This window comes from Streptomyces sp. NPDC053474 (genome assembly GCF_044544845.1).
In the GTDB taxonomy this organism is placed as follows: Bacteria; Actinomycetota; Actinomycetes; order Streptomycetales; family Streptomycetaceae; genus Streptomyces.
The window spans coordinates 110,065-134,961 of sequence record NZ_JBITXV010000018.1 but is presented as its reverse complement, the minus strand read 5'-3'; the positions used below and the strand labels follow the sequence as shown (position 1 = coordinate 134,961).

The window sequence follows — 24,897 nt, the reverse complement described above, 5'->3', positions numbered from 1 at the left end:
CGGCGCGACGTTCACGAGACGACGTCGGTGGCCGGTTCGGTGGCGTAGCGGCTCATCGTCCGCAGGTGCTCCTGCGGAGTCAGCCCCCGGCCCTCGGCGGCCGCCTCCTGGAGGTCCCGGAAGTACTGCACGTACAGGGACGGCGTGAACGTACTGAGCATGACGGCCGGTTCGTCGGTCACGTTGGCGAAGGTGTGCGGGGCCCCGGGCGGGACCGTCACGAACGCGCCCGCGGGCACGTCGTGGTGCTGCCTGCCGACCGTGAAGCGCACCGAGCCGGAGACGACGTAGAAGCCCTCGTCGTGCAGGGCGTGGCGGTGCTGGGGCGGTCCGGGCGTGTGCGGTGCGAGGACGGACTCGGTGCAGCCGAGGCGGTTGCCGGTGGCGGTGCCGTCCTCCAGGACGCGCATGCGCGTGGTGCCCAGGACGATGACCTCGCCCTCGTCGGGACCGACCACGGTCACGGCGGGGTCGGCGTCCGGCGCGCCGGTGTTCGGTGTGTCAGCGCTCTTCGGTGTGTCTGTCATGCGTCGATTCCACCGCCGGTGCGCCGGGGGTGTCCAAGACCCCTTCCGCCCCCTCGATACCCCACGGGTATCGTGCCGCCATGGAGCTGCGCACGCTGCGGTACTTCGTGGCGGTGGCCGAGGAGTTGCACTTCGGCCGGGCCGCCGCCCGGCTGCACATGAGCCAGCCGCCGCTGAGCCGGGCGATCAGGCAGTTGGAGGCCGGGTTCGGCGCCGCCCTGTTCGACCGGTCGTCCGCCGGTGTCCGGCTCACCGGCGCCGGGTCGGTGCTCCTGGACGAGGCGCGCGCCCTGCTGGAGCAGGCCGAGCGGGTGCACGCCCGGGTGGCCGCGGCGGCCGGTGCCGCGACCCTCACCGTCGGCATCCTGGGCGACGGCGCCGACCCGGACGCGGCCCGCCTGGCCGAGGCCTTCCGCGCACGGCACCCGCACGTCGAGGTCCGCGTCCGCGAGACCGACCTGACCGATCCCACCTGCGGGCTGCACGCCGGGCTCGTCGACGTCGCCCTGACCCGCGGGCCGTTCGACACCACAGGTCTTGCCGCCCGGGAGCTGCGGGCCGACCCGGTGGGCGCGCTGCTGCGCGCCGACGACCCGCTGGCCCGCGGCGACCGCCTGCGCCTGGCCGACCTGGCCGACCGCCGCTGGTTCCTCTTCCCGCGGGGCACCGACGGCGTCTGGCAGACGTACTGGAACGGCGGCGCACCGCGCGAGGGCCCGGTGGTGCGCGCCGTCCAGGAGTGCCGACAGGCCGTCCTGTGGAACGGCACGGTCGGCATGACGCCCCTGGGCCACGAGCCGGGCCGCGGACTCACGGTGGTGCCGCTGGCCGACATGGAGCCCAGCCGCGTCCTGGTGGCCTGGCGCGCGGGCGACGCGAACCCGCTGATCCGCTCGTTCGTCCGGATCGCGACGGACACGTACCGCCCCTGAGTCCGCTCGTCGACGCCTGGCGTTCCGGTGTTCCCCGACATCTCTTCCGCTTCCCGAGAACCACCCGTGTCATGATCGCGTCTCACGGGGGGTCGCATCAACACGCTCAAAGGACGGGCAATTAGGGTGACAGGCATATCGAGGGTGGGGGCGGCGGCGATGGCCGCCGTGGTGTCCGGCGCACTGCTCACGGGGGCGGCGGCAGCCGACACCGGGACGCGGCCGGACCGCACTACGGGCACGAGTGAGGCCGCGGGCGCCAAGGGGGCCCGGCCGGGGAAGACGGCCACGGTCACGTTGATCACCGGAGACCGGGTGGTCGTCGCGGCGAAGGGTGGCCGGGTCGTCAAGCTGATCCGCGGCGAGGGCCGCGAGCAGATGGCGATCTCGGTGCGGCGCGAGGCCGGGCACGTGTACGTCGTACCGCAGGACGCCGAGTCGCTGATCGCCGCGGGCAGGCTCGACCGGCGGCTGTTCGACGTCACGCGCCTGGTCGCCGACGAGTACGACGACGCGCACACCACCTCGCTCCCGCTGATCGTCGGATACCGGCCGGGCCGGGTCAACGCCCTCAAGGCGGCCGACACGTTCAAGGGCCACGCCCGCGACCGCCGCGCCCTGCCCGCCGTCGGCGGTGAGGCGTTCTCCACGCCCAAGTCCGCCGCGACGGACCTGTGGTCGACGCTCACCCGCGGCACGGGCGGGCGGACGAACGTCCGCGCCACCGTCGCCCCGGCCGTCGCGCACGTCTGGCTGGACGCCAAGGTGCGCCCCGCGCTCGACAAGAGCGTGCCGCAGATCGGCGCTCCCACCATGTGGAACGCCGGATACACCGGCAAGGGCGTCAAGGTCGCCGTCCTGGACACCGGGGTCGACCAGAAGCACCCGGACCTCAAGGGCGTCGAGGTCGTCGAGAAGAACTTCACCGCGGCGCCCGACGCCAAGGACCGCATGGGCCACGGCACCCACGTCGCCTCCATCCTCGCGGGCTCCGGCGCCAAGTCGGGCGGCAAGCGCAAGGGCGTGGCGCCCGGCGCCAAGCTCCTCGACGGCAAGGTCATCTCCGAGGAGGTGGGCGCGGGCTACGACTCCGACATCGCCGCGGGCATGCAGTGGGCCGTCGACAGCGGTGCCAAGGTCGTCAACATGAGCCTCGGCAGCCTGGACACCCCGGGCACCGAGCCGCTGGAGGCGGCCGTCGCGCGGCTCTCCGGCAAGGCCCTGTTCGTCATCGCGGCGGGCAACGACGGCCCCGGCCCGCACACTCTGAACGCGCCCGGCAGCGCCCCCGAGGCCCTCACCGTCGGCTCGGTCGACAAGCGGGACAAGATCGCGGAGACCTCCAGCCGGGGCCCGACGGCCGACGGGGCCGCCAAGCCCGACCTCACCGCGCCCGGCGAGGACATCACCGCCGCGCGCTCCACCGAGCTGTCCGACGACGAGGGCGACGGCTACACCTCCCTGTCGGGCACCTCGATGGCGACTCCGCACGTGGCCGGAGCCGCCGCCCTGCTCCTGCAGCAGCACCCCACCTGGTCGGGGCCGCGGCTCAAGGCCGTCCTGACCGGCTCCGCCAAGGCCAACCCCAAGCTCAACGCCTATGAGCAGGGGGCGGGCCGCGTGGACCTGACGCGCGCGGTGTCCGCGTCCGTCTCCTCCGAGCCCGGCACGCTCACGTTCGGCACGCAGGCCTGGCCGCACACCGACGACAAGCCGGTCAAGAAGACGCTCACCTACCGCAACCACGGCACCCAGCCGGTCACCCTCACGCTGTCCACCACGGCCGTGGACCCGGCGGGGCGCCCGGCCCCGGCGGGCATGTTCACCCTCAAGGACACCAAGCTCACCGTCCCGGCCCAGGGCACCGCGAAGACCACCGTCACCGCCGACACCAAGCCCGGCTCCGCCGACGGCGTCTACGGCGGCACCGTCCTGGCCGCCGGTGACGGGCAGTCGGTCCGCACCGGCCTCGTCGTCGACCGCGAGGTCGAGTCCTACGACGTCACGCTGAAGCACCTGGACGTCAACGGCCGGAGCGCGTCGACCTACACCACCACGCTCACCGAGCGCGCCACCCAGACGAAGATCACGGTTCCCTACCACAGCAGCGGCACGGCCACGGTGCGCCTCCCCAAGGGCACGTACGGCCTGGAGAGTTCCGTCTACGGGCAGACCCCGGAGTTCGCGGTCTTCGTGCAGCCGAAGCTGAAGGTCGCCGCGGACTCGACGCTCACGCTGGACTCCCGCAAGGCCAAGCCGATCGCCGTCACCGCCCCGGACCGGGCCGCGCGCCTCACGGAGTCGGACCTCAGCTACGACGACCCGGCGGCCGGGATCGCGGGCAGCTTCAGCCTGGGCCGTGCGACCACCCTCCGCACGGCCGGGCTCGGCGCCTCTTCCACCACGCTGAACGCCCAGTACAACGGGGTGTGGAAGGTGCCGGGCAGCTCCGCCAAGAAGGTCGACTACCGCCTCGCCTTCAGCCGCACCGGCAGCTGGTTCACCGGCCTGAAGCACGCCACCACCAAGGCCGAGGTCGCCGAGGTGACGTACGGCATCGGCTCCTCCGCCGCCCGGCGCAAGGGCACGCTCTCCGTCACGCCGATCGGCGCCAACGACTACGGCTCGCCGCTCCCGTCGCAGACCACCCTGAACCTCCCGGCCTCGGGCACGACCTACGTCAACACCAAGGGCCTGCACTGGATGTGGTCCGTTGCGCAGCTCGACGACGCGGGGGCGCCGGTCATCAACTACGGCACGGACCCGGTCGCGTACAAGGCGGGCAAGCGCTACACGCTGAACTTCAACACCGGCGTGGTCGGCCCCGACCTCAAGGCCGAGGCGGGTCAGGGCGCGCGCCGCGCGGGCAACTCCATGGACGCCTACGTCCGGCTGTTCAACGACGGCGCGGGACACGCGGGCGACTCGCTCACCACCGGCGGCTTCACCCGCCTGGAGTCCGGCGGCCGGACCGTCGCCGAGGGCGAGCCCGGCGCGGTCAACGCCGATCTCCCCGCCGCCTCCGCGCCCTACAAGCTGACCATGGAGGCGAGCCGCCCGGCGAAGGCCACCACGACCAGCACGAAGGTGTCCGTGGCCTGGACCTTCACCTCGGCCAGGACCCCCGACGAGCAGCCCACCGACCTGCCGCTCTCCACCGTCCGCCTCGCGCCGAAGCTGGCGCTGAACGGCACGGCCCCCGCGGGCGGCACGCTGACCGTGCCGCTGAAGGTGGCCGGGGCCGCCGCGGGCCGGGACAAGGTCGCCGAGCTGACCGTCAAGGTCTCCTACGACGGCGGCAGGACCTGGAAGTCCGCCCCCGTCACGACCGACGCCTCGGGCGCGCGCACGGCGAGCGTGCGGCACCCGGCGACGGCCAAGGCCGTGTCGTTCCGGGTGTACCTCAAGGACACCTCGGGCAACACCATGACCGAGACGATCAGCAACGCGTACCGGCTCGCCCCGTAGGGCGAGCCCACACCCGCACGAAGGCGCCGCGCGCCGGATAGCGGTGGAAGCCCGGCCGCCCCGTTCGCGCGGCGAGCCGCTCGACCGGGATGGCCGAGGTCCCCGTCGCGAAGACCGCCCTCGGCGGGCACACCCCGCCGAGGGCGTGGAACAGCTTCGCCTCGAACACCGCCCGGATCGGGCCGCCCGCGCCACACCCGGGTGTTCGCTCAACGCGGCCTGCACCTCGCCGGATTCGACGCGGAAGCCACGGATCTGGGCCTGGTCGTCGGCCCGCCCGTGGACGACGAGCTGGCCGTCGTGGCGCCGGGTCACCACGTCCCCGGTGCGGTCCATGCGGCGGCCGGGCGCGCCGTACGGACAGGCGACGAAGCGCCCCCTCGGGCGTCGCCGCGTCGCCGCCGACCGCCAGCGAGGCGACGGCGGGCAGCGACCCCGCCGGGAGCGCGCCGAGGCATGAGGCGCCGCACACGGCCGGTCGGCATGACAACGGCACCTCAGCCGCATCATCGGCCGGATTTCCCTTTGCCAAAGGGAGGTTCGGCGCCTGCGGCTACGCCTCGGGCGGCTCGGGTGCCCGCAGGGTGGGCCACAGTACGGCGACGACCCGGTCGGCGAGGTCGGCCGGGGTGCTCTGCCCCGTGCGCAGGTAGTCGCCGAAGTAGCTGCCGAAGCAGAGGGTCACCACGGTGTCGAGATCGGCGTCCGCGCGCAGGGCGCCCGCGTCCTGGAGATGGCGCAGGGTGCGCGCGAGTTCGGCGCAGCGCGGCTTGTTCCCGTGCTCGCGCAGCTGCGTGAACAGCTCCGGCTCGCGCTCGGCCTCGCCCATGAAGTTGCCGTGCAGGGCCATGGCCCGCTCGTTGTGGTAGCGCGGGTCGAGGCGCCGCACGGCCTCGGTGAACGCCTCCAGCGGCGTCATCCGCTCCAGGTCCATGGGCGGATAGGCCTCGCGCTGCTTGCGCAGGCCGTAGTGGAGGGCGTCCACGACGAGTTCGTACTTGTTCGGCCAGCGCCGGTAGAGGGTCGGGCGCGTGACCCCGGCGTCGGCGACGACGTCGCCGATCGTCAGGCGCGAGTAGCCGTCGGTGGCGAGCCGCGCCCGGGTGGCCTTGAGGATCGCCTCCTCGATCGCCGGCTCCCGGGGCCTGCCGCCGGGGCGCGGCGCGGGCGCGCCCGCGTCCTTGCTGCTCATGACGTGCTCCTCCTGTCCGGGCTCACCCTAACCGGCGCCCCTCACATGCCCCGTGAGGGAGTTTGAATCATTGACTGTAACGAAACCTGTAGGGCAGGGTGGCCCGAAGTCCCCTCGCGAGCGGCGACTTGAGTCCCGAGCCGCACCCCGCACCCGGTCAAGGAGGAAGGCCCCCATGAGCACCAGCGTCCCGCGCCTCACGGTCGTGCAGCCGGGGGAGGGCCACCACGCGCCCCTCCCCGGCTTCGGCGCCGACTTCAAGCTGAGCAGCGCGGCCTCCGGGGGCCCGCTGTCCATCGTCGAGCACCCCTTCGGCGTGGGTGTGATCACCCCGGCCCACCTGCACACCAGGGAGGACGAGTACTCCATCGTCCTGGAGGGCGAGATCGGCTTCCGCTCCGACGACGCCGAGACCGTGATCGGCCCGGGCGGCTACATCATCAAGCCCCGCGGCCAGATGCACGCCATGTGGAACGCCGGTGACACCCCCGGCCGCATCATCGAGATCATCACCCCGGGCGGCTTCGAGCGCTACTTCCAGGAACTCGCCGACCTCGTGGCCGCCAGCACGAGCGACCGCGGCGCCTTCGACGCGCTCGCCGAGAAGTACGGCCTGACCTACGGCCACCCCGACTGGTTCGACGACGTCGTACGGCGCTACGGCCTCACCCCGCCCAAGCGCTGACGGCCGCGCTCCGCCGCGCCGTCCTCGCGAACACCGGCCGGAGAGGGAATCAAACGGGCTTTCGCCGGGGTAGGGATGTCGCGGCACGCCCCGCCGTCCGGGGCGCCGACCGCACGGTCCTGACGTACGTACGAAGGAGACGCAGATGGCCCTCACACCCGAGGAGCGCGAGGAGTTCCTGGCGCAGGCGCACATCGCGGCACTGTCCGTGGACGCGGGAGAGGAGGGGCGGGCGCCGGTCACCGTCCCGATCTGGTACCAGTACGAGCCCGGCGGCGAGATCTGGATCATGACGGGCAAGGAGTCGCGCAAGGCGCAACTGATCGCTGCGGCGGGGCGGTTCACGCTCATGGTCGAGCGCGTGGAGCCGTCCGTCCGGTACGTGTCGGTGGAGGGCCCGGTCGTGGCGACGGAGCCCGCGACCCGCGAGCAGCTGCACGAGATCTCCGCCCGCTACCTCCCCGCCGACAAGGTCGACGGCTATGTGGAGGAGGCCTGGAAGGCGCACGGCGAGCAGATCGTCGTCCGGCTGCGCCCGCAGCGGTGGATCTCCTCGGACCTCGGGTCCATCTGACGGCCGCTGTGCGGGATGCCCGGTTGGCCGCTGTCGGGGACGCCCGACGGCCACCCGGGGATTCCCGGTGCCTGATATCAGCCTGTTGGTCCGGCTGTCGGGGGAAGTGAGCGCACGGGTCACGCCCGATGCCCTCCGGTTCCGGGCAACCCGCCGCCCCCGCGCGGACTCTTCTCCAGCAGTGGCCCTCGCCGACCGACCAACCGACCAGAGGGCCCTGACAAGGAGAGGGGAACTGTGCACACGCACAGCTGGAGAAAGATAGCCCTGGCGGCCGGCGCGGCCGGGGTCCTCGTGGCGACGGGGGCCACGGCCATGGCCGACGCCGCGACCCCGGCCCCGGCGAACAAGCCCGACCTGCGCGCGGACGTCAACCGCGACGGGCGCGTGGACGTCGAGGGCGACAGCGACAGCGACGGCGAGGACACCTGGACGCGGGAGCGCGGCGCGATCGTCCTGCCGAACATCGACGACGACGCCAAGCGCTGTCCCGTCAAGGACGGCAACGGACGGCCGCTGTCGAACGCCAAGCTCGCCCAGTGCAACGACGCGTCCGACACCAAGGTCAACGGCGCCAAGGACGCCCTCGACCTGGCCCGGCTGCGGACCGTGCCCCTGCCCGACGCGACCGCGAGCAGCCACGGCACCGTGAAGGCGGTGGGCGCGGGCGCCAAGAAGGCCCGCCTGTTCCTCCACCGCGACGGCCGCTGGGTCCTGCTGAAGCCCACCGACAAGCTCACCGCGAAGGAGCTGCGCTCCGGCGTCGAGCTGGGCGTCGAGGCGACCGACGTGGTGCGGGACGCCGCCCAGTGGAACGGCGACATCACCGTACGGTTCACCGTCGGCGGCGATGGCCCGTCCCGCTCCGACGACGTCGTGCTGCGCACCGCGCCCGTGCTCACCCAGCACCACCTGCAGAAGGCCCAGGAAGTCCTGGTGACCAAGGTGTCGGGCCGCGACCCCTACAGCAAGGCCCAGCAGAAGTTCGTCAAGAACCTGGCGAAGCAGGTCAAGGACGCCGGGATCAGCAAGCCGCTGACCACCTTCACCAAGTACGGCGACATCTGGGCGCAGGACTTCGTGGAGCCGGGCTACGCCAGCATGCCGGGCCCGGACGGCAAGCCGCGCACGATGCGGGTGCTGATCCGCTCCGCGCAGCTCGACCGCCCGGCGGGCCGCGAGCTGTTCGAGAAGCTGCGCGGCCCCGACGTCGGCGTGGTGCAGGTCGCCAAGGCGGGCGCCAACGAGGAGTGGACGCTCAACTCCATGGGCAACCTGGAGACCATTCCGCCGTACAAGCTGGGGAACAAGGACTACCCCGCCGGGCGCATCATCCAGGGCTACCGCAAGGACAACGGCTCCAAGCCCGCCAAGTCCATGCGTACGTTCCTGAAGTCGCAGGGCGCCCAGGACCCGCTGCTGCTCGACACGTCCTGGCTGTCGGTCGGGCACGTGGACGAGTTCGTCCAGTTCCTGCCCGCCGACACCGAGCGCGGCTGGCGCGTCGGCGTGGCCGACCCGAAGGCCGGTGTGGAGCTCCTCCGCAAGGCCCAGCGCGAGGGCCACGGCGCGAAGAAGATGTTCTCGGTGCCGCGCGGCGCCGACGTCCCGGCGCCCAAGGAGACCATCGACAAGGTCCTCGGCTCCGCCAAGTTCAAGGCGGACAACAAGCTGGCCGCCGAGCGCATCGAGGCCAACCTGGCGACCCTCAAGCGCGAGACCGGCGTCACCGACGCCGAGATCGTGCGGGTGCCGGGCCTGTACGTGCGCGACGGCCAGGGAGGCAGCGGCCTGAGCAACAGCCGGAAGCTGCGGCGCCTCGGCCCGGACTCGCTGCGCAAGTTCAACCAGCTGCGCGGCGACGACAACCGCGCCGACGCGGGCGGCAAGGCCCGCACGGCCGCCGCGGCCTGGCAGAACAGCGCCTACATCCCCGGCGCGGTCAACGGCGTCCTGCTCAGCCCGACCCGCTACCTCGCGCCCCAGCAGTGGGGCCCGGTCATCGGCGGCAAGGACATCTTCACCGAGGCCGTGAACTCCGTGTACGCCAAGGCCGGATTCACCACGACCTACATCGATGACTGGTACACGTACCACATCGGCATGGGCGAGGTGCACTGCGGCACCAACACGCTGCGGGACACCAGCGCTCCGTGGTGGCCCAAGGCCTAGCCCTTTTCCGGGCCCGTGGGGGCCCGCGTCCCGACGGCGGGACGCGGGCCCCCACGGGCCCTTTCGCGTCAGGCGGCCAGCCTCAGTTGGCCCTGGTGCGGGCCACCGCCGCCGAGCGGTGCGCCGCTGCTGAGCCGCGACATGGAGGCTTGTGCCACGGACGCCTGCGGCATGGCGGTGCGCGACACCACGGACGCTCCCGCGCCGCGCAGGCCGCTGCGGGCCCGCCGCCCGGCGGACGTCAGCTCGTGGTGCGCGAGACCCAGCAGGTCGCCGAGGCCGAGGCCGAGCGCGTGCGCCGCCGCCGCGAGGACCTCCGACGACGCCTCCTTGCGGCCCCGCTCGACCTCCGAGAGATACGGCACCGAGATCCGCGCCGCGTCCGCTACGTCCTTCAACGTGCGCTCCTGCGCCAGGCGTTCCCGCCGCAGCACGGCCCCGACGACGTCACGCCACAGGGGCTCCTTGGCGGCGGGAGCGGGCGCGGCCGGGCGCAGGGGAATGACGCGGGCGTCCCGGTCCGGCCGCGGCGGAGGGGGCGAGGCGTTCGTCGCATGGCTGGTCACGGCCTCAGCGTAGGAGCGCGGGGGGTCGCGGGGGCGACGTTCTGCCATGGGCGAAGTACGTTCTGCCGCTGGCGAAGCGGAGGGGGCTGGCGCCGCCCGGGGCTGCGCGCGGGAGGAGGCCGTCTGCGGCTGGCGTAGCGCGTAGCTGGTGTCGCCCGAGGCCCTCGACGGGGGCCCGGCTCCGCCGAGGAGCGTGTCTTGAGCCCCGCGGGGCCCGAGTCCGTGGGTCCCGGGAGGCCCCGGCCTGGTGGGTTCCGGAAGGTCCCGAGTCCATGAGTCCCGGGGCGTCCCAGCCCTGTGGGCCCTGGGAGGCCCCGGCCCCGTGCGCCCTGGGAGGCCCGAGTCTGTGAGTCCCAAGTGGCCTCGGCTTCGTGAGCCCCAGAAGCCCGGGCCCCGGGCCCCTGGGTGGTCCGAGCCTCGTGAGCCTGGGTGGCCCGAGCCCCGTGAACCCCGCGTGGCCCGAGCCCCGCGACCCCCGCCCCCCCCGGGCGGGAACCTGCTCGCCCCCCTCCGCGTTGAGCGATTGGCACCCCGAACGCGGCCGCCCCGGCCGCGGGCCCCGATGATCGCCGACCCGGCCAGGAGGCCCGCGTGCAGTACCGCGCCCGGTCCGCCCGGCTTGCCGCCTCGGTCCTCTCCGTGGTCGTCGCGGTGCTGGCGTTCGCCGTGCCGTCGCGCGCCCCGGGGGCCGTCCCCGCGGTCCCGACGGCGATGGCCGCTGCCCCGGACCGCTCCCACAGCGACAGCGTGGGCCCCCGCGCCCCGGACCTGCCGCGCGTCGTCCACGCGACGGTCGCGCACCCGCACCACGCGCACCTCCCGCACCCGCCGTACCCGGGCACCACGGCCGCCGACCGCGCGCCGCACCGGCCCGTCGGCGGGCCCACGGCGGCCGTGGGAGGCACGGCCCCGGCCCGGCGGCACGCCGACGCCGGGCCCCGGCCGCGCGGCCCACCGCCACGGATGAGCAACGACGCCGTTCAGGACGCCGCCTGACGGGCGCTTCGCGCGCCCGGCCGCCGCGCCGTCCCCCTTCGTCATGCCCTCATCGTGGATGTGGAGTACACCCATGCCCCGCGCACCTCTGTGGCGGGCGATCGTCGCGCTAGTCGCCGTCGCCGCCTCGCTGTTCCTCGCCCTCACCCAGTCGCCCCGCCTCGGCCTCGATCTGCGGGGCGGCACCCAGATCGTCCTGGAGACCAAGGACTCACCCACCGTCAAGGCCGACGAGGCCGCCACCCGCAGGGCCGTCGAGGTCCTGCGCCAGCGCGTCGACGCCCTCGGCGTGGCCGAGCCGAGCCTCGCCCAGGCGGGCGCCCGGCGGATCGTCGTCGAGCTGCCCGGCGTACGCGACCCCCGCGAGGCCGCCGAAGTCATCGGCCGCACCGCGCAGCTGACCGTGCACCCCGTGACCGGCGCGGCCGACCGGCCCGGCAAGGCCGCGCCCGCCGCCGACGGCTCCCGCACCCTGCCCGACCCCGACCGGCCCGGCGGCCAGCTGAGGCTCGGCCCGACCGCGCTGACCGGCGACGGAGTGAAGGACGCCGACGCGGTCCTGGACCAGCAGACCCTCAACGGCTGGTACGTCACCCTCGACTTCCGCTCGAAGGCCGCGGGCGACTGGGCCCGCGTCACCGGCGAGGCGGCCTGTGCGCCGCAGGACGCCCCGCAGCGGCGCGTCGCCATCGTCCTCGACGGCAAGGTCATCTCCGCGCCGGGCGTCAACGCCGACGTGCGCTGCGGCACCGGCATCACCGGCGGCAGCACCCAGATCACCGGCGGCTTCGACGAGGGCGAGGCGCGCGACCTGGCCGCCCTCGTCAAGGGCGGCGCCCTGCCGGTCCCCGTCGACGTGGTGGAACAGCGCACCGTCGGCCCGACGCTCGGCGCCGCCGCCATCGACGCGAGCACCCAGGCCGCGGTCATCGGCCTCGTCCTGACCGGCCTGTTCATCATCGTCGTCTACCGGCTCCTCGGCGCCCTCGCCACCCTCGCGCTCGCCCTGTACGGACTCATGTCGTACGCCGCGCTCCTCGCGGTGGGGGCCACCCTCACGCTGCCCGGCCTCGCCGGGTTCGTGCTGGCCATCGGCATGGCGGTGGACGCCAACGTCCTCGTCTTCGAACGCGCGCGGGAGGAGTACCTGGGCCCGCGCGCGCTCCGTCCCGACGGAGGGCCCCGCACCGCCGAGGCCCCGCGCAGCATGGCCAAGGCGCTGCACACCGGCTTCACCAAGGCCTGGAGCGCCGTCGTCGACTCGAACGTCACGACGCTGCTCGCCGCGGGACTGCTGTTCTTCTTCGCCACCGGCCCGGTCAAGGGCTTCGGGGTGACCCTGTCGATCGGCGTCCTCGTGTCGATGGTCGCGTCCTTCGTCGTCACGAGGGCGCTCGCCGAGGCGGCCGTGCGCCGGCGCTCCGTCCGCGCCCGGCCCCGGCTCACCGGCCTGGCCACCACGGGCCGCGTGCGCACCCTGCTGGCGCGGCGCAACCCCCGCCTGGTGCGCCACGGGGGCCGCTGGCTCGGCGTCAGCGCGCTCCTGGTGGCCGTGGCGGTCGCCGGGATCGTGGTGCGCGGGCTCGACCTGGGCGTCGAGTTCACGGGCGGACGCCTCGTGGAGTACAGCACCAGCCAGCGCCTGGACGCCGACACCGCCCGCGAGGCCGTCGCGGACGCGGGCTTCCCGCGCGCCGTGGTGCAGGAGTCGGGCGAGGACGACATCACGGTCCGCACCGGGGACCTCAGCGACGGCGAGCAGGAGCGCATCAAGAAGGCCCTGGCGGGCCCCGGCGGCGAGGTGACCGTCGAACGCGACGAACGCATCGGCCCGAGCCTCGGCGCCGAGCTGCGCCAGAAGGCGCTGGTGGCGCTCGGCATCGCCGTCGCCGCCCAGCTGATCTATCTGAGCGTACGGTTCCGGTGGACGTTCGCGACGGCCGCCGTCACCGCGATGGTCCACGACGTGCTCCTGGTGGTCGGCCTGTTCGCCTGGCTGGGCAAGACCGTCGACAGCGTCTTCCTCGCGGCCGTGCTCACGGTCATCGGCTACTCCGTCAACGACACGGTGGTCGTGTTCGACCGGGTGCGCGAGGCGCGGCGCCGCGACCCGCGGGCCGATCTCGCGGACCTCGCCAACAAGGCCGTCATCCGCACCCTGCCGCGCACGGTGAACACCGGCATGGGCGCGCTGTTCGTCCTGGCCGCCCTCGCCGTCCTCGGCGGTGACTCGCTCGCGGACTTCTCGCTCGCGCTGATCGCCGGTGTCGTCCTCGGCATGGCCTCGACGGTGTCCGTCGCGGTGCCCGCGGCGGTCCTCCTGGAGCGGCGGAGCCCGGCGCCCCGGCGCCCGGCACGCCCTTCGGCAGGCCCCCGTCCGCGCAGCCCGCTGGAGGCGAGGCGCCGCGGGAGCGGTGACGGCGCGGTGGTCTGAGGCCCGTCGAACCGGCCGTCCGCGCGGTCAGTCGCCCAGGAAGCGCAGGGCGACTGCCGCGTGGACGGCGCTGCCGACAGCCATGGCGTCCTCGTCGAACACGACCCGGTTGCAGTGGATGTCGGGTGCCTCCTCGGGCGACGTCCCCGGCGGGCAGGCGCCGAGGAACGCCATGGCGCCGGGGACCCGTTCGAGGACGTAGGAGAAGTCCTCGGCGCCCATGACGGGCTCGGCGAGCTCGTGGACCCGGTCGGGCCCGAGCAGCGCGGTCGCGGCGGCGCGCGCGGCCGCGGTCCGGTCCGGGTCGTTGACGACGGGCGGATAGCCCTCCGGCAGCTCCACCTCGGCCGTGGCGCCGTGCGCGGCCGCGACGTGGTGCGCGACGCGGGCCACGTTCTCGCGCAGGAGCTGTCGCGTGGCGGGGGTCAGCGTACGGAGGGTGCCGTGGAGTTCGGCGGTCTCCGGGATGATGTTGGTGGTGGTGCCCGCCTCGATCCTGCCGATGGTCACCACGGCGGGGTCGAAGACGTGGACCGTGCGCGTCACCATCGTCTGCAGGGCCTGCACGATCTCGCAGGCGACCGGCACGGGGTCCAGGGCCCGGTGCGGCGCCGAGGCGTGGCCGCCGCGGCCGTGGACGGTCACGTGCAGCGTGTCGTGGGCGGCGAGCGCGGGTCCGGGCCGCAGGTGCACGGTGCCGGATGCGAGCCGGGTCGACACGTGCAGGGCGAAGGCCGCGTCCACACCGCCCTCTCCACGGGTCCCGAGGACGCCTTCGTCGATCATGTGCCGGGCGCCGCCGTCGCCCTCCTCGCCCGGCTGGAACATGAACACGACGCGGCCGCGCAGCTCCTCCTGGCGCCCGGCGAGCAGCCGGGCGGCGCCGATCAGCATCGCCGTGTGCAGGTCGTGCCCGCAGGCGTGCATGGCGTCCGGCAGTTCGGAGGCGAACTCCAGGCCGGTGTCCTCGTGTTGCGGCAGCGCGTCCATGTCGCCGCGCAGCAGCACCGTCCGGCCCGGGTGCGCGCCCTCCAGGGTGGCCACGACGGAGCTGAGGGCCCGCCCCGTGGTGACCGTCAGGGGCAGGCCCTCCAGGGCGGCCAGGACCGTGGCTTGCGTACGCGGAAGGCGCAGGCCGAGCTCCGGCGCGCGGTGCAGGGCGCGCCGCGTGGCCACGAGGCCGGGCAGCAGCTCACGGGCCTGGGTCAGCAGGGGCCGCGGGTCGTCGGCGGTCATGACGTGCCACCTCCGGTGAACGGGGCGGGGCGGCAGGTGGCCGCCCCGGGCGGGCCAGAAGGCTGCCCCGCCCGGGGGGCCGTCATGCGGAGCCCACGGCTCAGCGGGTGACGTGCCAGGTCAGCTCGGTCGTCAGGAGCTTGCGCAGGGCGGGGTCACGGACCGCCTTCGTGGTGTCCTTGGCGCGCACGGAGATCGTGTGCGCGCGGCCGTCGGCGGGCACGCCGAGGGAGCGCGGCGTGACGGCCCGCGCGTCGTCGCCCTTCTTGGCCGGGCGGCCGTCGACGTACCACCGCAGGCGGACGCCGTCGCCCGCCTCGACGGTGACGCGCTGCTTGCGGCGCACCTCGCTGCCGGTGGGCGTCGTGCTGGTCGCCACCGACGCGTGCCGGTGGAAGCCCGCGATCATCGCCTCGCGCCCGGGCAGGTTGAACTGCCGCCCCAGCGTGCGCATGATCGAGTTGTCGGTGGGCCGGTACAGGCCGCGCGGGTAGTAGTTGCCGCCCTCGTACGCGCCGACGGTGCCGCCGTCGGGGGACGCCTGGCCGATCCAGCGGTACCACTTCTTCTTCTGCGCGGTGAGCTGGGCGGCCGTGAGCTTGCTGCTGTTCAGCCACGAGGGCTCGGCGCCCGTGTAGGTGCCGTACTCGTCGTACCAGTACTCGTCCGCGAGCTTGCCCAGGGAGTGGCCGAGCTCGTGCACGACGACCTGCGAGGACTGGGCGTTGTCGGAGGAGCCGGTGGCGATGCCGTCGTAGCCGGAGGGCGAGGTGATGTCGTTGTAGCCCGCGCCGCCGTACTTCGTGGAGTTCGCGAGCACGATCACCACGTCGGGGTCGGCGGCCTTGCGGGCGTACGCCTCGACCTTGTTGGTGTCGACGCACAGCAGGCGTTCGATGTTGTCGCAGTAGAAGGACGAGCCGAGCGCGGTGTCCTTGCGGACGTCGCTCGTCGGGTCGCCCGAGACGCCCGACTGCCGTGAGTGGGCGTCCACCGCCCACACGTTGAAGAGGTTCTTGTACGAGGCGTACGGCTCGACCTTGGAGACCTCCGCCCACTTGGTGCGGACGTCGGCGTGGAAGTCCTCCTGCTGGGCGGCGGTGTAGCCGTCGCCGATGAAGACGACGTCGGCCTTGGTGCCGACGGGGCCGTTCTGCACGATCGGCACGACGTCGCCGTCGGCGCCGCCCGCGATCCGGGACCGCTCCTCGCGCGTGAGCGGCGCGGGCGCGGACACCTCGGTGTGGCGCGGGTGGCCGTCCTTGCCGAAGTACTCGACGCTCCGGGAGGGTTCGGCGGCGGAGGGCTCCGGGTGGGCGACCGCCCCGCCCGTGGCGGAGAGGGTCGCCGCGAGCGTGACGCCCGCTGCGAGGGCGACTCGAAGCCGCTTTCTCCTGGTTCGGCTTGATATGCCGGATGTGTCGCTGGTCATGTGGGGGCCTCCTCAAGGCCGCGCGTTAAGCGGCGAGTTAAGTAGGATTAACGCGCCGCTCAACGTAGGGGGCCGTGACGGAAGAGGCAATGCGTACGTGAAGTTCCACTTGAGGCGGTTGGGTTGAGGGTGACTTCACGCCACCGGGCAAACCCGTCCGGCCCCTATCCAACCCCCGCGCCCATCGACTTAGCTCAGGTCACGGACCTACGGAGGATCCACGGAGGGGGAGAGGTGGCGGAGAACAGCCCCGAGGGGGCGCGGCTCGACGACCCGGCCGAGATCGGCCGCCGCGTGCTGCGGCTGCGCACCGAACGGGGGCTCACCCAGCGGCAGCTGGCCGAACCGGCCTACACGCCCGCGTACGTGTCCACCCTGGAGTCCGGCAAGGTACGGCCCTCCGAAGCCGCCCTCAGACACCTCGCGGGACGCCTCGGCGTCGGCTATGAGGAGCTGGCCACCGGGCGGCCCGCCCGCCTGGCCACCGATCTGCGGCTGCGGCTCACCGACGCCCGGCGCGCCCTCGCCACCGGCGCGCCCGAGGACGCCGCCGCCCTCTTCCGTGCCCTGCACGAGGAGGCCGTCGCCCACGCCCTGCCGCCCGAGCAGGCCACCGCCCTCCAGGGCCTCGGCGACTGCCTCCTGGAGTCCGGCGAGCTGACCGACGCCCGCGACTGCTTCGCCGCCGTGGAGCGCCTCCTCGCCGACGAGCCGCTGCCGCGCCGCGTCCCCGCCATCCGCGGCCGCGCCACCGCGCACCTGCTCACCGGCGAACTGCGCTACGCCTGCTACCTCCTGGAGACCACCCTCGACGAGCTCAACGCCGCGGGCCTGCACGACCCCGACGCGCTGCTGCTCCTCTACACGGCGTCCATCGCGCCGTACATGGACATGGGCGCGCACGCCCGCGCCGCCCACGCCGCCGAGCTGGCCCTCGCCCTCGCCCCGAGCGTCAGCGACCCCGCGCTCGTCGCCCACATGCACCGCGGCGTCGCCCGTACGCTCATCGCCGAGGGCCGCACCGCCGAGGCCGACGCGTCCCTCGCCAAGGCGCAGGAGCTCTACCGCCAGCTGCACATCCGCACCGAACTCGCCCACTGCCACTGGATGCGCGGCTACGTCCACGCCCAGGACGGCGATCTCGACCGCGCCGAGAGCGAGTTGCGCACGGCCCGCGACATGCTCGCCTCCAAGCGGGCCGCGCTCTTCACCGAGCAGGTCGAGGTCGAGCTCGCCGACGTGCTGCGGCGGCGCGGCCGGGCGGACGAGGCGGAGGCCCTGCTGAGGCCGCTGCTCGTCGTCGGCGCGGACGGCGCCGACACCGGGCCGCTGGGCGCCGAGCGCGGGGCCGTGCACGCGGGTGGCGCGCACCGCCTGCTCGGCCTGATCGCGGAGGAGCGCGGCGACACCGACTCCGCCGAGGAGCACTACTGCGCGGCCCTGTCCCTCCTGGAGCGCTCCAGCGCGGCCGGGGACCTGGCCGACCTGTGCCGGCTGCTCGGCGACCTGCTGCGGCGCACCGGGCGCGTCGAGGCCGCCCTCGACGCCTACCGCACGGGCCTCGGCCACCGCGCCGCACCCGGGACGACCACCCTGGGCCCGGCCCCGGCGACACCGCCCCTGTGAACCACGATCTTGCCTCTGCTTCGATGGGCTCATGACATCCGATGGGGGCACGACAGCGGAACGACCCACAGCACCGGACGAGGCCCCGGAGCGCCCGGTGCCCGACTGGCCGACGACGCTCGCGACCGCGCGCCTGACCCTGCGCCCGGTCGCGGAGCCGGACGTGCCGCACGCCGTCCGGCTGTGGACGGACCCACAGGTCCGGCGGCACCTCGGCGGGCCCGTGACCGCCGACGTCGTCCGCGCCCGCGAGCAGCACTGCGTGGGCGTGCCCGGGGCGTTCACCGTCGAGCGGCACGACGGGGCCGTGCTCGGCCTGGTCGTGGCCGAGCCCGACGGCCACGACGGCCGCACCGAGGTCTCCTACCAGCTCCTGCCCGAGCACTGGGGCCAGGGCTACGCCCGCGAGGCGGTCCACGCGGTCGTCGGCTGGGCCCGGCAGGCGATGCGCTCCGCCGTCCCCGGCGTCGTTGCCGTCACCCAGCGCGCCAACACCCGCTCCCGGCACCTCCTGGACAGCCTGGGCGCCACCCCCGCCGACCACTTCGTGGCCTGGGGCGAGCCACAGGTCCTGTATGTGTTCCCCGACTGATTCTTGTCGCCGCAATTCCACCGGGGATAGCCTGGGCCGGACCGTCGGCCGCCCGTTCCAGGAATACCGGCGCACGCCCGAAACCGAAAGGATCCGGTTCATGGGTCAAGGAAATCCCGCCGTTCTCCCCTTGGCGAGCACCGTGGTGGCCGAGGCGTTCGACCGCTGGAGTCCGCCGCTGCACGAGGACTTCAAGAGGAATGCCCACAACGGCCGCGTCGGCTCCTCGCTCCTGGCCGAGACGGAATCCGTACGGATCTGGGAGACCCGCCTCGGTCCCGGCGAGCGGATCCCCGTCCACCGGCACGTCCTCGACTACGTCTGGATAGCCCTGACCAGCGGCCGGGCCCGTCAGCACCTGGGCGACGGGTCCAGCCGCGAGATCGCGTACGAACGGGGTCACACCCAGCGTTTCCGTATCGCCGAAGGCGCGTCCCACCTCCACGACATGAGGAATATCGGCGACGAAGTCCTGTCCTTCCTGGTGATAGAGGAAAAGGACGGGCCCAACGAACCCCTGGAACTCACCGAGTCATAGAAGACCTCTTCACAGAGCGGCGGTGAGCGCGGCGAGGAGGGAATGGTTGGCGCGCCGTTCGCCGATGGAGACGCGGCAGGTGTCGGGAATCGCGCGCCCGGTGTCCGCGACGAGAATTCCCGCGTCGCGCAGCCGGTCCATGACCCGCTCGTGCTTGTGCAGCCGCACCAGCAGGAAGTTGGTCTCCGAGGGGAAGACCCGCTCCACCGCGGGGTGGTCGGCCAGGGCGGCCGCCATCCACTCCCGCTCGGCGCGGACGCGCCGGACGCTGTAGAGCACGCGCGCCGCGTCGGTCAGCCGGTCCCGCACCGCCCGCTGCGACGCGTCGGTGAACCCGAAGGGCACCTGCACCCGCCGCAGCGCCTCGACGACGCCCGGCCGGGCCAGGACGACACCGCAGCGCGCGCTGGCGAGACCCCACGCCTTCGACAGCGTCCTGAGCACGACGAGGTTGTCGTAGCGCGCGACGAGTCCGGCGTACGAGGGCTTCTCGCTGAACTCGACGTACGCCTCGTCGATCACCACGAGCCCTCGGCCGCCCGCCACCAGGGCGTGCACCCGCGCCGGGTCGAGCCTGGTCCCGACCGGGTTGTTCGGATCGCACAGGAGGGTCACCCGCGGCTCGGCCGCCAGGATCCGCTCGACGTCCAGCTCGTCCAGGTCCTCGCCGCGCAGCGGCACGTCGACGACCGGCAGCCGCAGCACGCGCGCGAAGTGGTCGTAGAGCGGGAACGTCGGCGACGTGACGCAGACGCGCTCGCCGGGCGAGGCGAGCGCGGAGAGGAGCAGCAGGGCGCCGTCGACCGCCCCGCTGGAGAACAGCACGTGGTCCGCGGTGAGCGCGCCGACCCCAGGGTGGCCGGGCAGCCGCGCCACCGTCGACAGATACGTCCGGGCCAGCTCCGCCGTGTCGAGCTCGGGGTAGTGGCTCGCGGCCCCCAGGAACGGATTGGTGTTGCTCGACAGGTCGACCACGTCGAACCGCGGCTGCCGCCGGAACCGGGCCGGGCCCGGCACCGGCACCGCGGCCACCTGCGGCGCCGCGAAGGCCGAAAGGGTCGCTTCGCCCGCGTCCGCGTCCGCCTCGGCGGGGGCGAGGCCCGGGGCCCGCAGCCAGTGGTCGACGGGCACGAACAGATCGGCCCCGAGGCCGCGCATGCGCCCGGCGTCGCCCCGGCCGAGGTGCACCCAGGCCAGACCGGACCGCTGGGCGTCGAGGTACACCCCGTACAGGCCCGCCTCCTGGAGGTCGCGGGCCGCACCGGGAGCGTCGTCGTGCGTGGCCAGGGCCAGGCAGTAGACGCCCCGGCCGTTGTGGGACCGCGTCAGGAGACCGGCTTGGACGACGGTGCTCCCGCGGCGGGCCACGAGCATCTCGGTGCGCTCCGCCAACGGGCCGCGGGCCAGCGCGTCGAGGGCGTCGGCCGTGTACAGGCCGGTGTCCTCGTGCAGCGCCACGAAGGCCTCGCGCACCCCGGCACGTCCGCCGAGCCCCCGCAGCGGCACCCGCTCCCAGCGGACCTCGCGGGCCGCCTCGGCGCGGCGGCGGCGCAGCTCGCCGAGCCGGTCGGCGCCGACGCGGGTCCGCAGCGCCTCGTCCACGTCCCCGGCGACGCGGAAGACGCACTCGGGGTCCACGGCGACGGGGACGAAACCGGCCCGCCGCAGCCCGCTCGTGTCGTCGCCGCGGCGCACCTGGGCCACCAGGACCTGGGGCACGCCCAGCGCCTTGGCCCGCCCGAGCAGCTCATCCAGCGCGGGGAGCGCGGGCACCGGGCCGGTCGGGGCGTACGGCACCCCGCCGCTGACCAGGGTGGGACGCTCCACGACCGCCGGGTCCAGGGTGGCGAACGCGGCGGTGTCCTGGGCGAGGTGCCCCAGCGAGCACACGGGCTCGCGGGAGCCGAGGGCGGCGCACAGCACGTCCTGAAGCGCGTCGATGTCTGCGGTCCTGCGCACGCTAGGCACTCCTCTTCGTCACCGGGGGCACGTCCTTCTCCCGCTCGACCGGGCGTCCCGGCGGCCGGGACGCCCCGACTTCCCTCACCGGGCCGCGCCCGTGCCGACGTACGCGTCGACGCGGTCGCGGTACTCCCCGAACAGCTCGGCCAGGGTGCGGGCGATGCCCGCCTTCCAGCCGACCGCGCAGTCGCCGATGAGACTGCGGCGCAGGGTGTGGTCGAAGACCGCCGTGCCCCGGCTGCGGTCCCCGCGGTCCAGCGTGAGCGGCACGCCGGTCAGCGCGGACATGTACTCCAGGAGGTCGGTCATGCCGACCTCCTCGTCGCCGCCCCAGTTGACGACCCGCGCGCGCGTCCGCGCCGTCTGCCACAGGAGCGGGACCTGGCGCACGATGTCGTCGGTGTGCAGCGGGTTGCAGTAGTTCTGGCCCTCGCGCGGCACCGCGCACGGCAGGCCCCGCAGCATCTCCCGGAACATGATCATGGGCACGCCGCCGTGCCCGTACGGGCCGTAGGCGATGTTGAGCCGGGCGATGACCGCGGGCAGCGCGAGCGCCTCGGCCAGGCCCCGCACCAGGCCCTCGGTGGCGAGCTTGGCGACGGGGTACGTCGGCAGCCACGGCGCCCCCGTGCCGAGGGGGTCGCTCTCGCGGTAGCGGTGGGCGGGGTCGGTCCGGTCGTAGACCACCCCTGACGACACGTACAGGAACGCCTCCGCCGTGGAGCAGTGCGTCATCAGGCGCGCGGTGCCCACGGAGTTGACGCGTACGGTGCCGTCGAAGTCCCCGCTCTCGCCCCGGTGCACCGCCGAGTGCAGGACGTGGGTGAAGTCGTGCGGCAGCCCGTCCAGGTCGCCGGAGTCCATGTCCCAGGTGAAGGTGCGGGCGCCGCGTCCCTCCAGCTCCTCGCGGGCGGTCCGGTCGCCGAAGCGGCCCAGGCACCACACCTCGTTGTCGGGGGCGAGCGCCTCGGCGACGGGCCGGGCGACCTGCCCGGTCCCCCCGGTGATGAGGATCTTCTTGCCTCGCATGGTCAGTGGCTCCTGCTCGTGTCGGCGGTGGCGGGGGTCGGGGCCGGGCTCATCGGCCGAGCGCGCGGGTCAGTTCCTGCCGCAAGGTCGCCTGGAAGGTCCGCACGTGCTGCGGGCTCATCAGGGTGTAGTGCTCCCCGGCGACCTCGATGTACTCGTTGGGGCCGCGGGTGAAGTCGTCCCAGTGGCGCAGCTGGTCGTCGAGCCACTCCTGCTTGGTGCCGCGCAGTGGCGTGCAGTAGAAGACCCGCACCTGGCCGACCGACCCCGACGGTTCGTACGTGCGGCCGAGGCGCACCATGCTCTGGGCGAGGTGCACCCACGCCGTGAACCGCTCGACGGTGAGGTCGAGTTCGGTCAGACGGCGCCGCGGCGCGTGCGCGACGAGGTAGGCGAGCTGGTCGGCCTCGGGCAGGGGGCGGAGGGTCGCGGTGAGCCGCTCCACGTCGGCGGCGCCGATCAGTTCCAGGAAGAGCGCCAGGTTGATCGCGCCGTCGGTGAAGGTGATCTCGTTCATGCGGCCGGAGATGTGCGGCGGCAGATTGAAGACGCCCACGAAGCCGACCTCCTCGCCCTCGGCCTCGAGGCGCTTGGCGATCTCGAAGGCGACCGCGCCGCCGTAGGAGTAGCCCGCGACGGCGTACGGGCCGCGCGGCTGGGCCCGCCGGATCGCCGCCACGTAGGTGGAGACCATCTCGGCGAACGACGCGAAGTGGGTCTCGCCCTGCCCGAACCCGCGCGCCCGCAGCGCGTAGAAGGGCCGCTCGCCGGTGAAGTACTTGGCGAGGTTGACGAAGACCAGGACCTCGCCGAGGCCGGGGTGCACACAGAACAGCGGGGTGCCGTCCCCGGTCACCTGGAGCGGCACCAGCGGGTCGTAGGCCGCGTCGCCGCCGCCCCGCCCGGCGGCCAGGCGCGCGGCGAGGGCCCGTACCGTCGGGGCCTGGAGGAGCGTCGCCATCGGTACGTCGTCGATGCCGAACGCGGTCTGGATCTCCAGCTTGAGCCGCAGCACGTCGAGGGAGGTGCCGCCCAGGTCGAAGAAGCTCGCGGTCGCGGACACCTCGCTGGTGTGCAGGACGCGGGCGTACAGGGCGGCGAGCGTCGACTCGGCCTCTGACTCCGGGGCCGCGTGGGCGCCGAGGAACCGGGCGCTGACCTCCTCGGCCCGGCGGGCCGCGCCGTCCAGCCGCCCGGCCTCGACGGCGGCGCGCAGCCGCGCGCGCTGGACCTTGCCGAGGTTGCCGCGCGGGATGTCGGCCGCGGTGACGGGGAGGATCAGCTGGGGGCGGAACCCCCAGTGCAGCACCGTGGAGCTGCGGATCGCCACGATCGCCCGGTACAGGGCCGCGTCGGCCGCCTCGTCGTCGGGGGCGCCGACTGGTACGAACGCGACGGCGAGCTGCTCGGAGTCCGCCCCCTCGGGCCGCACCGGGAAGGCGGCGACCTCGCCGCGCCGCACCTCGCCGAGTTCGTCCAGGACCGCTTCCAGGTCGTGGCTGTAGTAGGTGACGCCGTTGACGATGATGGAGTCCTTGGCGCGGCCGACCAGCGTCAGCCGTCCCTCGGCGTCGAGGTGCCCCAGGTCGCCGGTGCGGAACCAGCCGTCGGCGGTGAACGCCCGCGCGGTGGCCTGCTCGTCGCCGAAGTAGCCCGAGGTGACCATGGTGCCGCGCAGCTGCACTTCGCCGTCCACGATCCGTATGCGCAGCCCCCGTACCGGACGCCCGAGCGGAGGGAACTCCGGATCCTGGTCGCGGGCGGCGAAGTCACGGTTGAACACGCTGCCCGCGCAGGTCTCCGTCATGCCGAAGGCGGGCACGACGGCGTCCTCGCGCAGCCCGTGGCGGGCGAGGGTGTCCAGGAAGGTCCGCACGGTGGCGGTCACCGTCGCCTCGCCGCCGGAAATGATGTGCCGTACCTGCGACAGGTCGATGTCCCGCCGCTCGGCGGGTCCCTGCGCGAGGGCCTGATTGATCTGCCCGAACAGGAAGTTGGGGGTGAAGGCCACGCGCACCCGGTGTGCCGTGAGCAGCCTGAGGAACTCCACCGGGTCGGCGAGGACCGTCTCCGGCGTCGCGATGACCTGCTCCGCGCCCAGGGACATGGGCAGCAGGTGCGCCTCGACCGCGGCGATGTGGTCGGCCGAGATCCAGTTCATCATCGTGTCGTCGGGCCCGAGGCCGAGCGCCTCGGCCTTGCCCGCCACCGCCGCGAGGAGGTTGGCGTGGGTGAGCTCGACCGCCTTGCTCGCGCCGGTGGACCCGGAGGTGAGCATCAGCAGGGCGAGGTCGTCGGGGGCGGGGTCGGCGGCGGGGGAGTGCGCCCGGCCGTCCTCGGGGGAGGCCTGGCTCAGCTCCTCCACGGCGACGGTCCGCAGCCCGGTCTCGGGCAGGTCCCCGTGGGCGGCCTTGGGCACGAGGAACAGCGGATCGCCCAGGAGCGCGCGCAGCTGCGCGAGGTGGGCGTGGCGGCGTGCGGGGTCGGCGGGCGGCGCGACCGGACACGGTACGACACCGCTGAGCACGCACCCCCAGAAGGCACGGACGAAGCTCTCCGGGTCCTGGGCGGCGAGCAGCGCCCGGTCGCCCGCAGCGACGCCGAGACCGCGCAGCCCCCGCGCGATCCGGCGGCCGGACTCCCACAGTTCGGCGTAGGAGAGGAAGGAGCCGCCGACGAAGGTGACACCACGAGTCGTGTCATGAGCCGCACGCTCGAGCACATGAGCAACAGTCACATACGAAGCAGTCACAGAAGAACGTTGATCCAGCATCGGAACGAACCTCCAGCCAAAACAGCGCGGAAGAGCCGTGAGCGCATGCGGTGAGAAGGAATGAGAAGGAAAAGGGGAAGGGCGTAGCCGCGACGGCACCGCACGGATGACGTGTGCTCCGCACGGATGACGTGGTCGGGGTGCGCTGGGCTGTGCGCGGAAG

At 73.8% G+C, this 24,897-nt stretch carries 19 protein-coding genes; 10 read left to right on the top strand and 9 right to left on the bottom strand.

All coding sequences use genetic code 11. From position 1 onward, the window contains the following. Positions 1–11 precede the first annotated feature (11 nt). The gene (locus tag ACIG3E_RS34145; RefSeq protein ID WP_399623649.1) at positions 12–527 is read right to left on the bottom strand and encodes a cupin domain-containing protein; all 516 of its coding nucleotides are present in this window, start codon (positions 525–527) and stop codon (positions 12–14) included. Positions 528–607: 80 nt separating this feature from the next. On the opposite strand from ACIG3E_RS34145, the gene ACIG3E_RS34140 reads away from it, so the two are divergent. Together ACIG3E_RS34140 and ACIG3E_RS34135 are read left to right on the top strand one after the other, a co-directional pair. Next, a complete protein-coding gene (locus ACIG3E_RS34140; RefSeq protein WP_399623647.1) occupies positions 608–1,459 on the top strand; it encodes a LysR family transcriptional regulator in 852 nt (283 codons plus the stop codon). 126 nt (positions 1,460–1,585) lie between these two features. After that, positions 1,586–4,927 (top strand): S8 family serine peptidase, encoded by a 3,342-nt coding sequence (locus tag ACIG3E_RS34135; RefSeq protein WP_399623645.1) that lies wholly within the window; start codon positions 1,586–1,588, stop codon positions 4,925–4,927. On the opposite strand, the gene ACIG3E_RS34130 is transcribed toward ACIG3E_RS34135, so the two are convergent. Both ACIG3E_RS34130 and ACIG3E_RS34125 read right to left on the bottom strand, forming a co-directional pair. Next, on the bottom strand, positions 4,899–5,060 hold the full coding sequence (locus tag ACIG3E_RS34130; protein WP_399623742.1) for a hypothetical protein: 162 nt from the start codon (positions 5,058–5,060) through the stop codon (positions 4,899–4,901). The two genes, ACIG3E_RS34135 and ACIG3E_RS34130, sit on opposite strands and share 29 nt — an antisense overlap. A gap of 420 nt (positions 5,061–5,480) precedes the next feature. Continuing rightward, complete coding sequence (locus ACIG3E_RS34125; RefSeq protein WP_399623643.1) at positions 5,481–6,119, bottom strand: TetR/AcrR family transcriptional regulator; 639 nt, start codon at positions 6,117–6,119, stop codon at positions 5,481–5,483. A 175-nt stretch (positions 6,120–6,294) separates the two neighbouring features. On the opposite strand from ACIG3E_RS34125, the gene ACIG3E_RS34120 reads away from it, so the two are divergent. From ACIG3E_RS34120 to ACIG3E_RS34110, 3 genes are all read left to right on the top strand, one after another. Continuing rightward, positions 6,295–6,804 carry a cupin domain-containing protein gene (locus tag ACIG3E_RS34120; RefSeq protein WP_399623641.1) on the top strand — a complete coding sequence of 170 codons (510 nt, stop codon included), beginning with the start codon at positions 6,295–6,297 and terminating at the stop codon, positions 6,802–6,804. Positions 6,805–6,949: 145 nt separating this feature from the next. Beyond that, entirely contained in the window at positions 6,950–7,378 is a 429-nt protein-coding gene (locus tag ACIG3E_RS34115) for a pyridoxamine 5'-phosphate oxidase family protein (protein ID WP_399623638.1), read from the top strand. 315 nt (positions 7,379–7,693) lie between these two features. Continuing rightward, the gene (locus tag ACIG3E_RS34110) at positions 7,694–9,550 is read left to right on the top strand and encodes a protein-arginine deiminase domain-containing protein (RefSeq protein ID WP_399623740.1); all 1,857 of its coding nucleotides are present in this window, start codon (positions 7,694–7,696) and stop codon (positions 9,548–9,550) included. A 68-nt stretch (positions 9,551–9,618) separates the two neighbouring features. Here ACIG3E_RS34110 and ACIG3E_RS34105 read toward each other — a convergent pair whose 3' ends face one another. Continuing rightward, a complete protein-coding gene (locus tag ACIG3E_RS34105) occupies positions 9,619–10,164 on the bottom strand; it encodes a helix-turn-helix domain-containing protein (RefSeq protein ID WP_399623635.1) in 546 nt (181 codons plus the stop codon). A gap of 543 nt (positions 10,165–10,707) precedes the next feature. On the opposite strand from ACIG3E_RS34105, the gene ACIG3E_RS34100 reads away from it, so the two are divergent. After that, on the top strand, positions 10,708–11,112 hold the full coding sequence (locus tag ACIG3E_RS34100) for a hypothetical protein (RefSeq protein WP_399623633.1): 405 nt from the start codon (positions 10,708–10,710) through the stop codon (positions 11,110–11,112). Positions 11,113–11,185: 73 nt separating this feature from the next. Next, the gene (secD, locus tag ACIG3E_RS34095) at positions 11,186–13,546 is read left to right on the top strand and encodes a protein translocase subunit SecD (RefSeq protein ID WP_399623631.1); all 2,361 of its coding nucleotides are present in this window, start codon (positions 11,186–11,188) and stop codon (positions 13,544–13,546) included. Positions 13,547–13,573: 27 nt separating this feature from the next. Here the strand turns inward: secD and ACIG3E_RS34090 are convergent, their stop codons facing one another. Together ACIG3E_RS34090 and ACIG3E_RS34085 are read right to left on the bottom strand one after the other, a co-directional pair. Next, positions 13,574–14,782 carry a M20 family metallopeptidase gene (locus tag ACIG3E_RS34090; protein ID WP_399623629.1) on the bottom strand — a complete coding sequence of 403 codons (1,209 nt, stop codon included), beginning with the start codon at positions 14,780–14,782 and terminating at the stop codon, positions 13,574–13,576. A 100-nt stretch (positions 14,783–14,882) separates the two neighbouring features. After that, a complete protein-coding gene (locus ACIG3E_RS34085; RefSeq protein WP_399623627.1) occupies positions 14,883–16,214 on the bottom strand; it encodes a M64 family metallopeptidase in 1,332 nt (443 codons plus the stop codon). Between the two features lie 234 nt (positions 16,215–16,448). Here ACIG3E_RS34085 and ACIG3E_RS34080 point away from each other — a divergent pair, with 234 nt between their 5' ends. From ACIG3E_RS34080 to ACIG3E_RS34070, 3 genes are all read left to right on the top strand, one after another. After that, positions 16,449–17,840, top strand: coding sequence for a tetratricopeptide repeat protein (locus tag ACIG3E_RS34080; protein ID WP_399623624.1), 1,392 nt, complete (start codon positions 16,449–16,451; stop codon positions 17,838–17,840). A gap of 31 nt (positions 17,841–17,871) precedes the next feature. Further along, complete coding sequence (locus tag ACIG3E_RS34075; protein ID WP_399623622.1) at positions 17,872–18,432, top strand: GNAT family N-acetyltransferase; 561 nt, start codon at positions 17,872–17,874, stop codon at positions 18,430–18,432. A 100-nt stretch (positions 18,433–18,532) separates the two neighbouring features. Then, complete coding sequence (locus tag ACIG3E_RS34070; protein WP_399623620.1) at positions 18,533–18,970, top strand: hypothetical protein; 438 nt, start codon at positions 18,533–18,535, stop codon at positions 18,968–18,970. Positions 18,971–18,979: 9 nt separating this feature from the next. On the opposite strand, the gene ACIG3E_RS34065 is transcribed toward ACIG3E_RS34070, so the two are convergent. The 3 genes from ACIG3E_RS34065 to ACIG3E_RS34055 all read right to left on the bottom strand — a co-directional run bounded on the left by ACIG3E_RS34065 (position 18,980) and on the right by ACIG3E_RS34055 (position 24,734). After that, a complete protein-coding gene (locus tag ACIG3E_RS34065) occupies positions 18,980–20,929 on the bottom strand; it encodes an aminotransferase class I/II-fold pyridoxal phosphate-dependent enzyme (protein WP_399623618.1) in 1,950 nt (649 codons plus the stop codon). Between the two features lie 84 nt (positions 20,930–21,013). Then, positions 21,014–21,961 (bottom strand): NAD-dependent epimerase/dehydratase family protein, encoded by a 948-nt coding sequence (locus tag ACIG3E_RS34060; protein WP_399623616.1) that lies wholly within the window; start codon positions 21,959–21,961, stop codon positions 21,014–21,016. A gap of 49 nt (positions 21,962–22,010) precedes the next feature. Further along, positions 22,011–24,734, bottom strand: coding sequence for an alpha/beta fold hydrolase (locus ACIG3E_RS34055; protein WP_399623613.1), 2,724 nt, complete (start codon positions 24,732–24,734; stop codon positions 22,011–22,013). Positions 24,735–24,897: the final 163 nt, after the last annotated feature.

Bases quoted from the DNA above. Each gene is read 5' to 3' on its own strand.
- ACIG3E_RS34145 (WP_399623649.1), bottom strand. From the start codon at position 527: ATGACAGACACACCGAAGAGCGCTGACACACCGAACACCGGCGCGCCG.
- ACIG3E_RS34140 (WP_399623647.1), top strand. From the start codon at position 608: ATGGAGCTGCGCACGCTGCGGTACTTCGTGGCGGTGGCCGAGGAGTTG.
- ACIG3E_RS34125 (WP_399623643.1), bottom strand. From the start codon at position 6,119: ATGAGCAGCAAGGACGCGGGCGCGCCCGCGCCGCGCCCCGGCGGCAGG.
- ACIG3E_RS34120 (WP_399623641.1), top strand. From the start codon at position 6,295: ATGAGCACCAGCGTCCCGCGCCTCACGGTCGTGCAGCCGGGGGAGGGC.
- ACIG3E_RS34115 (WP_399623638.1), top strand. From the start codon at position 6,950: ATGGCCCTCACACCCGAGGAGCGCGAGGAGTTCCTGGCGCAGGCGCAC.
- ACIG3E_RS34110 (WP_399623740.1), top strand. From the start codon at position 7,694: ATGGCCGACGCCGCGACCCCGGCCCCGGCGAACAAGCCCGACCTGCGC.
- ACIG3E_RS34105 (WP_399623635.1), bottom strand. From the start codon at position 10,164: ATGGCAGAACGTCGCCCCCGCGACCCCCCGCGCTCCTACGCTGAGGCC.
- secD (WP_399623631.1), top strand. From the start codon at position 11,186: ATGCCCCGCGCACCTCTGTGGCGGGCGATCGTCGCGCTAGTCGCCGTC.
- ACIG3E_RS34090 (WP_399623629.1), bottom strand. From the start codon at position 14,782: ATGACCGCCGACGACCCGCGGCCCCTGCTGACCCAGGCCCGTGAGCTG.
- ACIG3E_RS34085 (WP_399623627.1), bottom strand. From the start codon at position 16,214: ATGACCAGCGACACATCCGGCATATCAAGCCGAACCAGGAGAAAGCGG.
- ACIG3E_RS34075 (WP_399623622.1), top strand. From the start codon at position 17,872: ATGACATCCGATGGGGGCACGACAGCGGAACGACCCACAGCACCGGAC.
- ACIG3E_RS34070 (WP_399623620.1), top strand. From the start codon at position 18,533: ATGGGTCAAGGAAATCCCGCCGTTCTCCCCTTGGCGAGCACCGTGGTG.
- ACIG3E_RS34060 (WP_399623616.1), bottom strand. From the start codon at position 21,961: ATGCGAGGCAAGAAGATCCTCATCACCGGGGGGACCGGGCAGGTCGCC.
- ACIG3E_RS34055 (WP_399623613.1), bottom strand. From the start codon at position 24,734: ATGCTGGATCAACGTTCTTCTGTGACTGCTTCGTATGTGACTGTTGCT.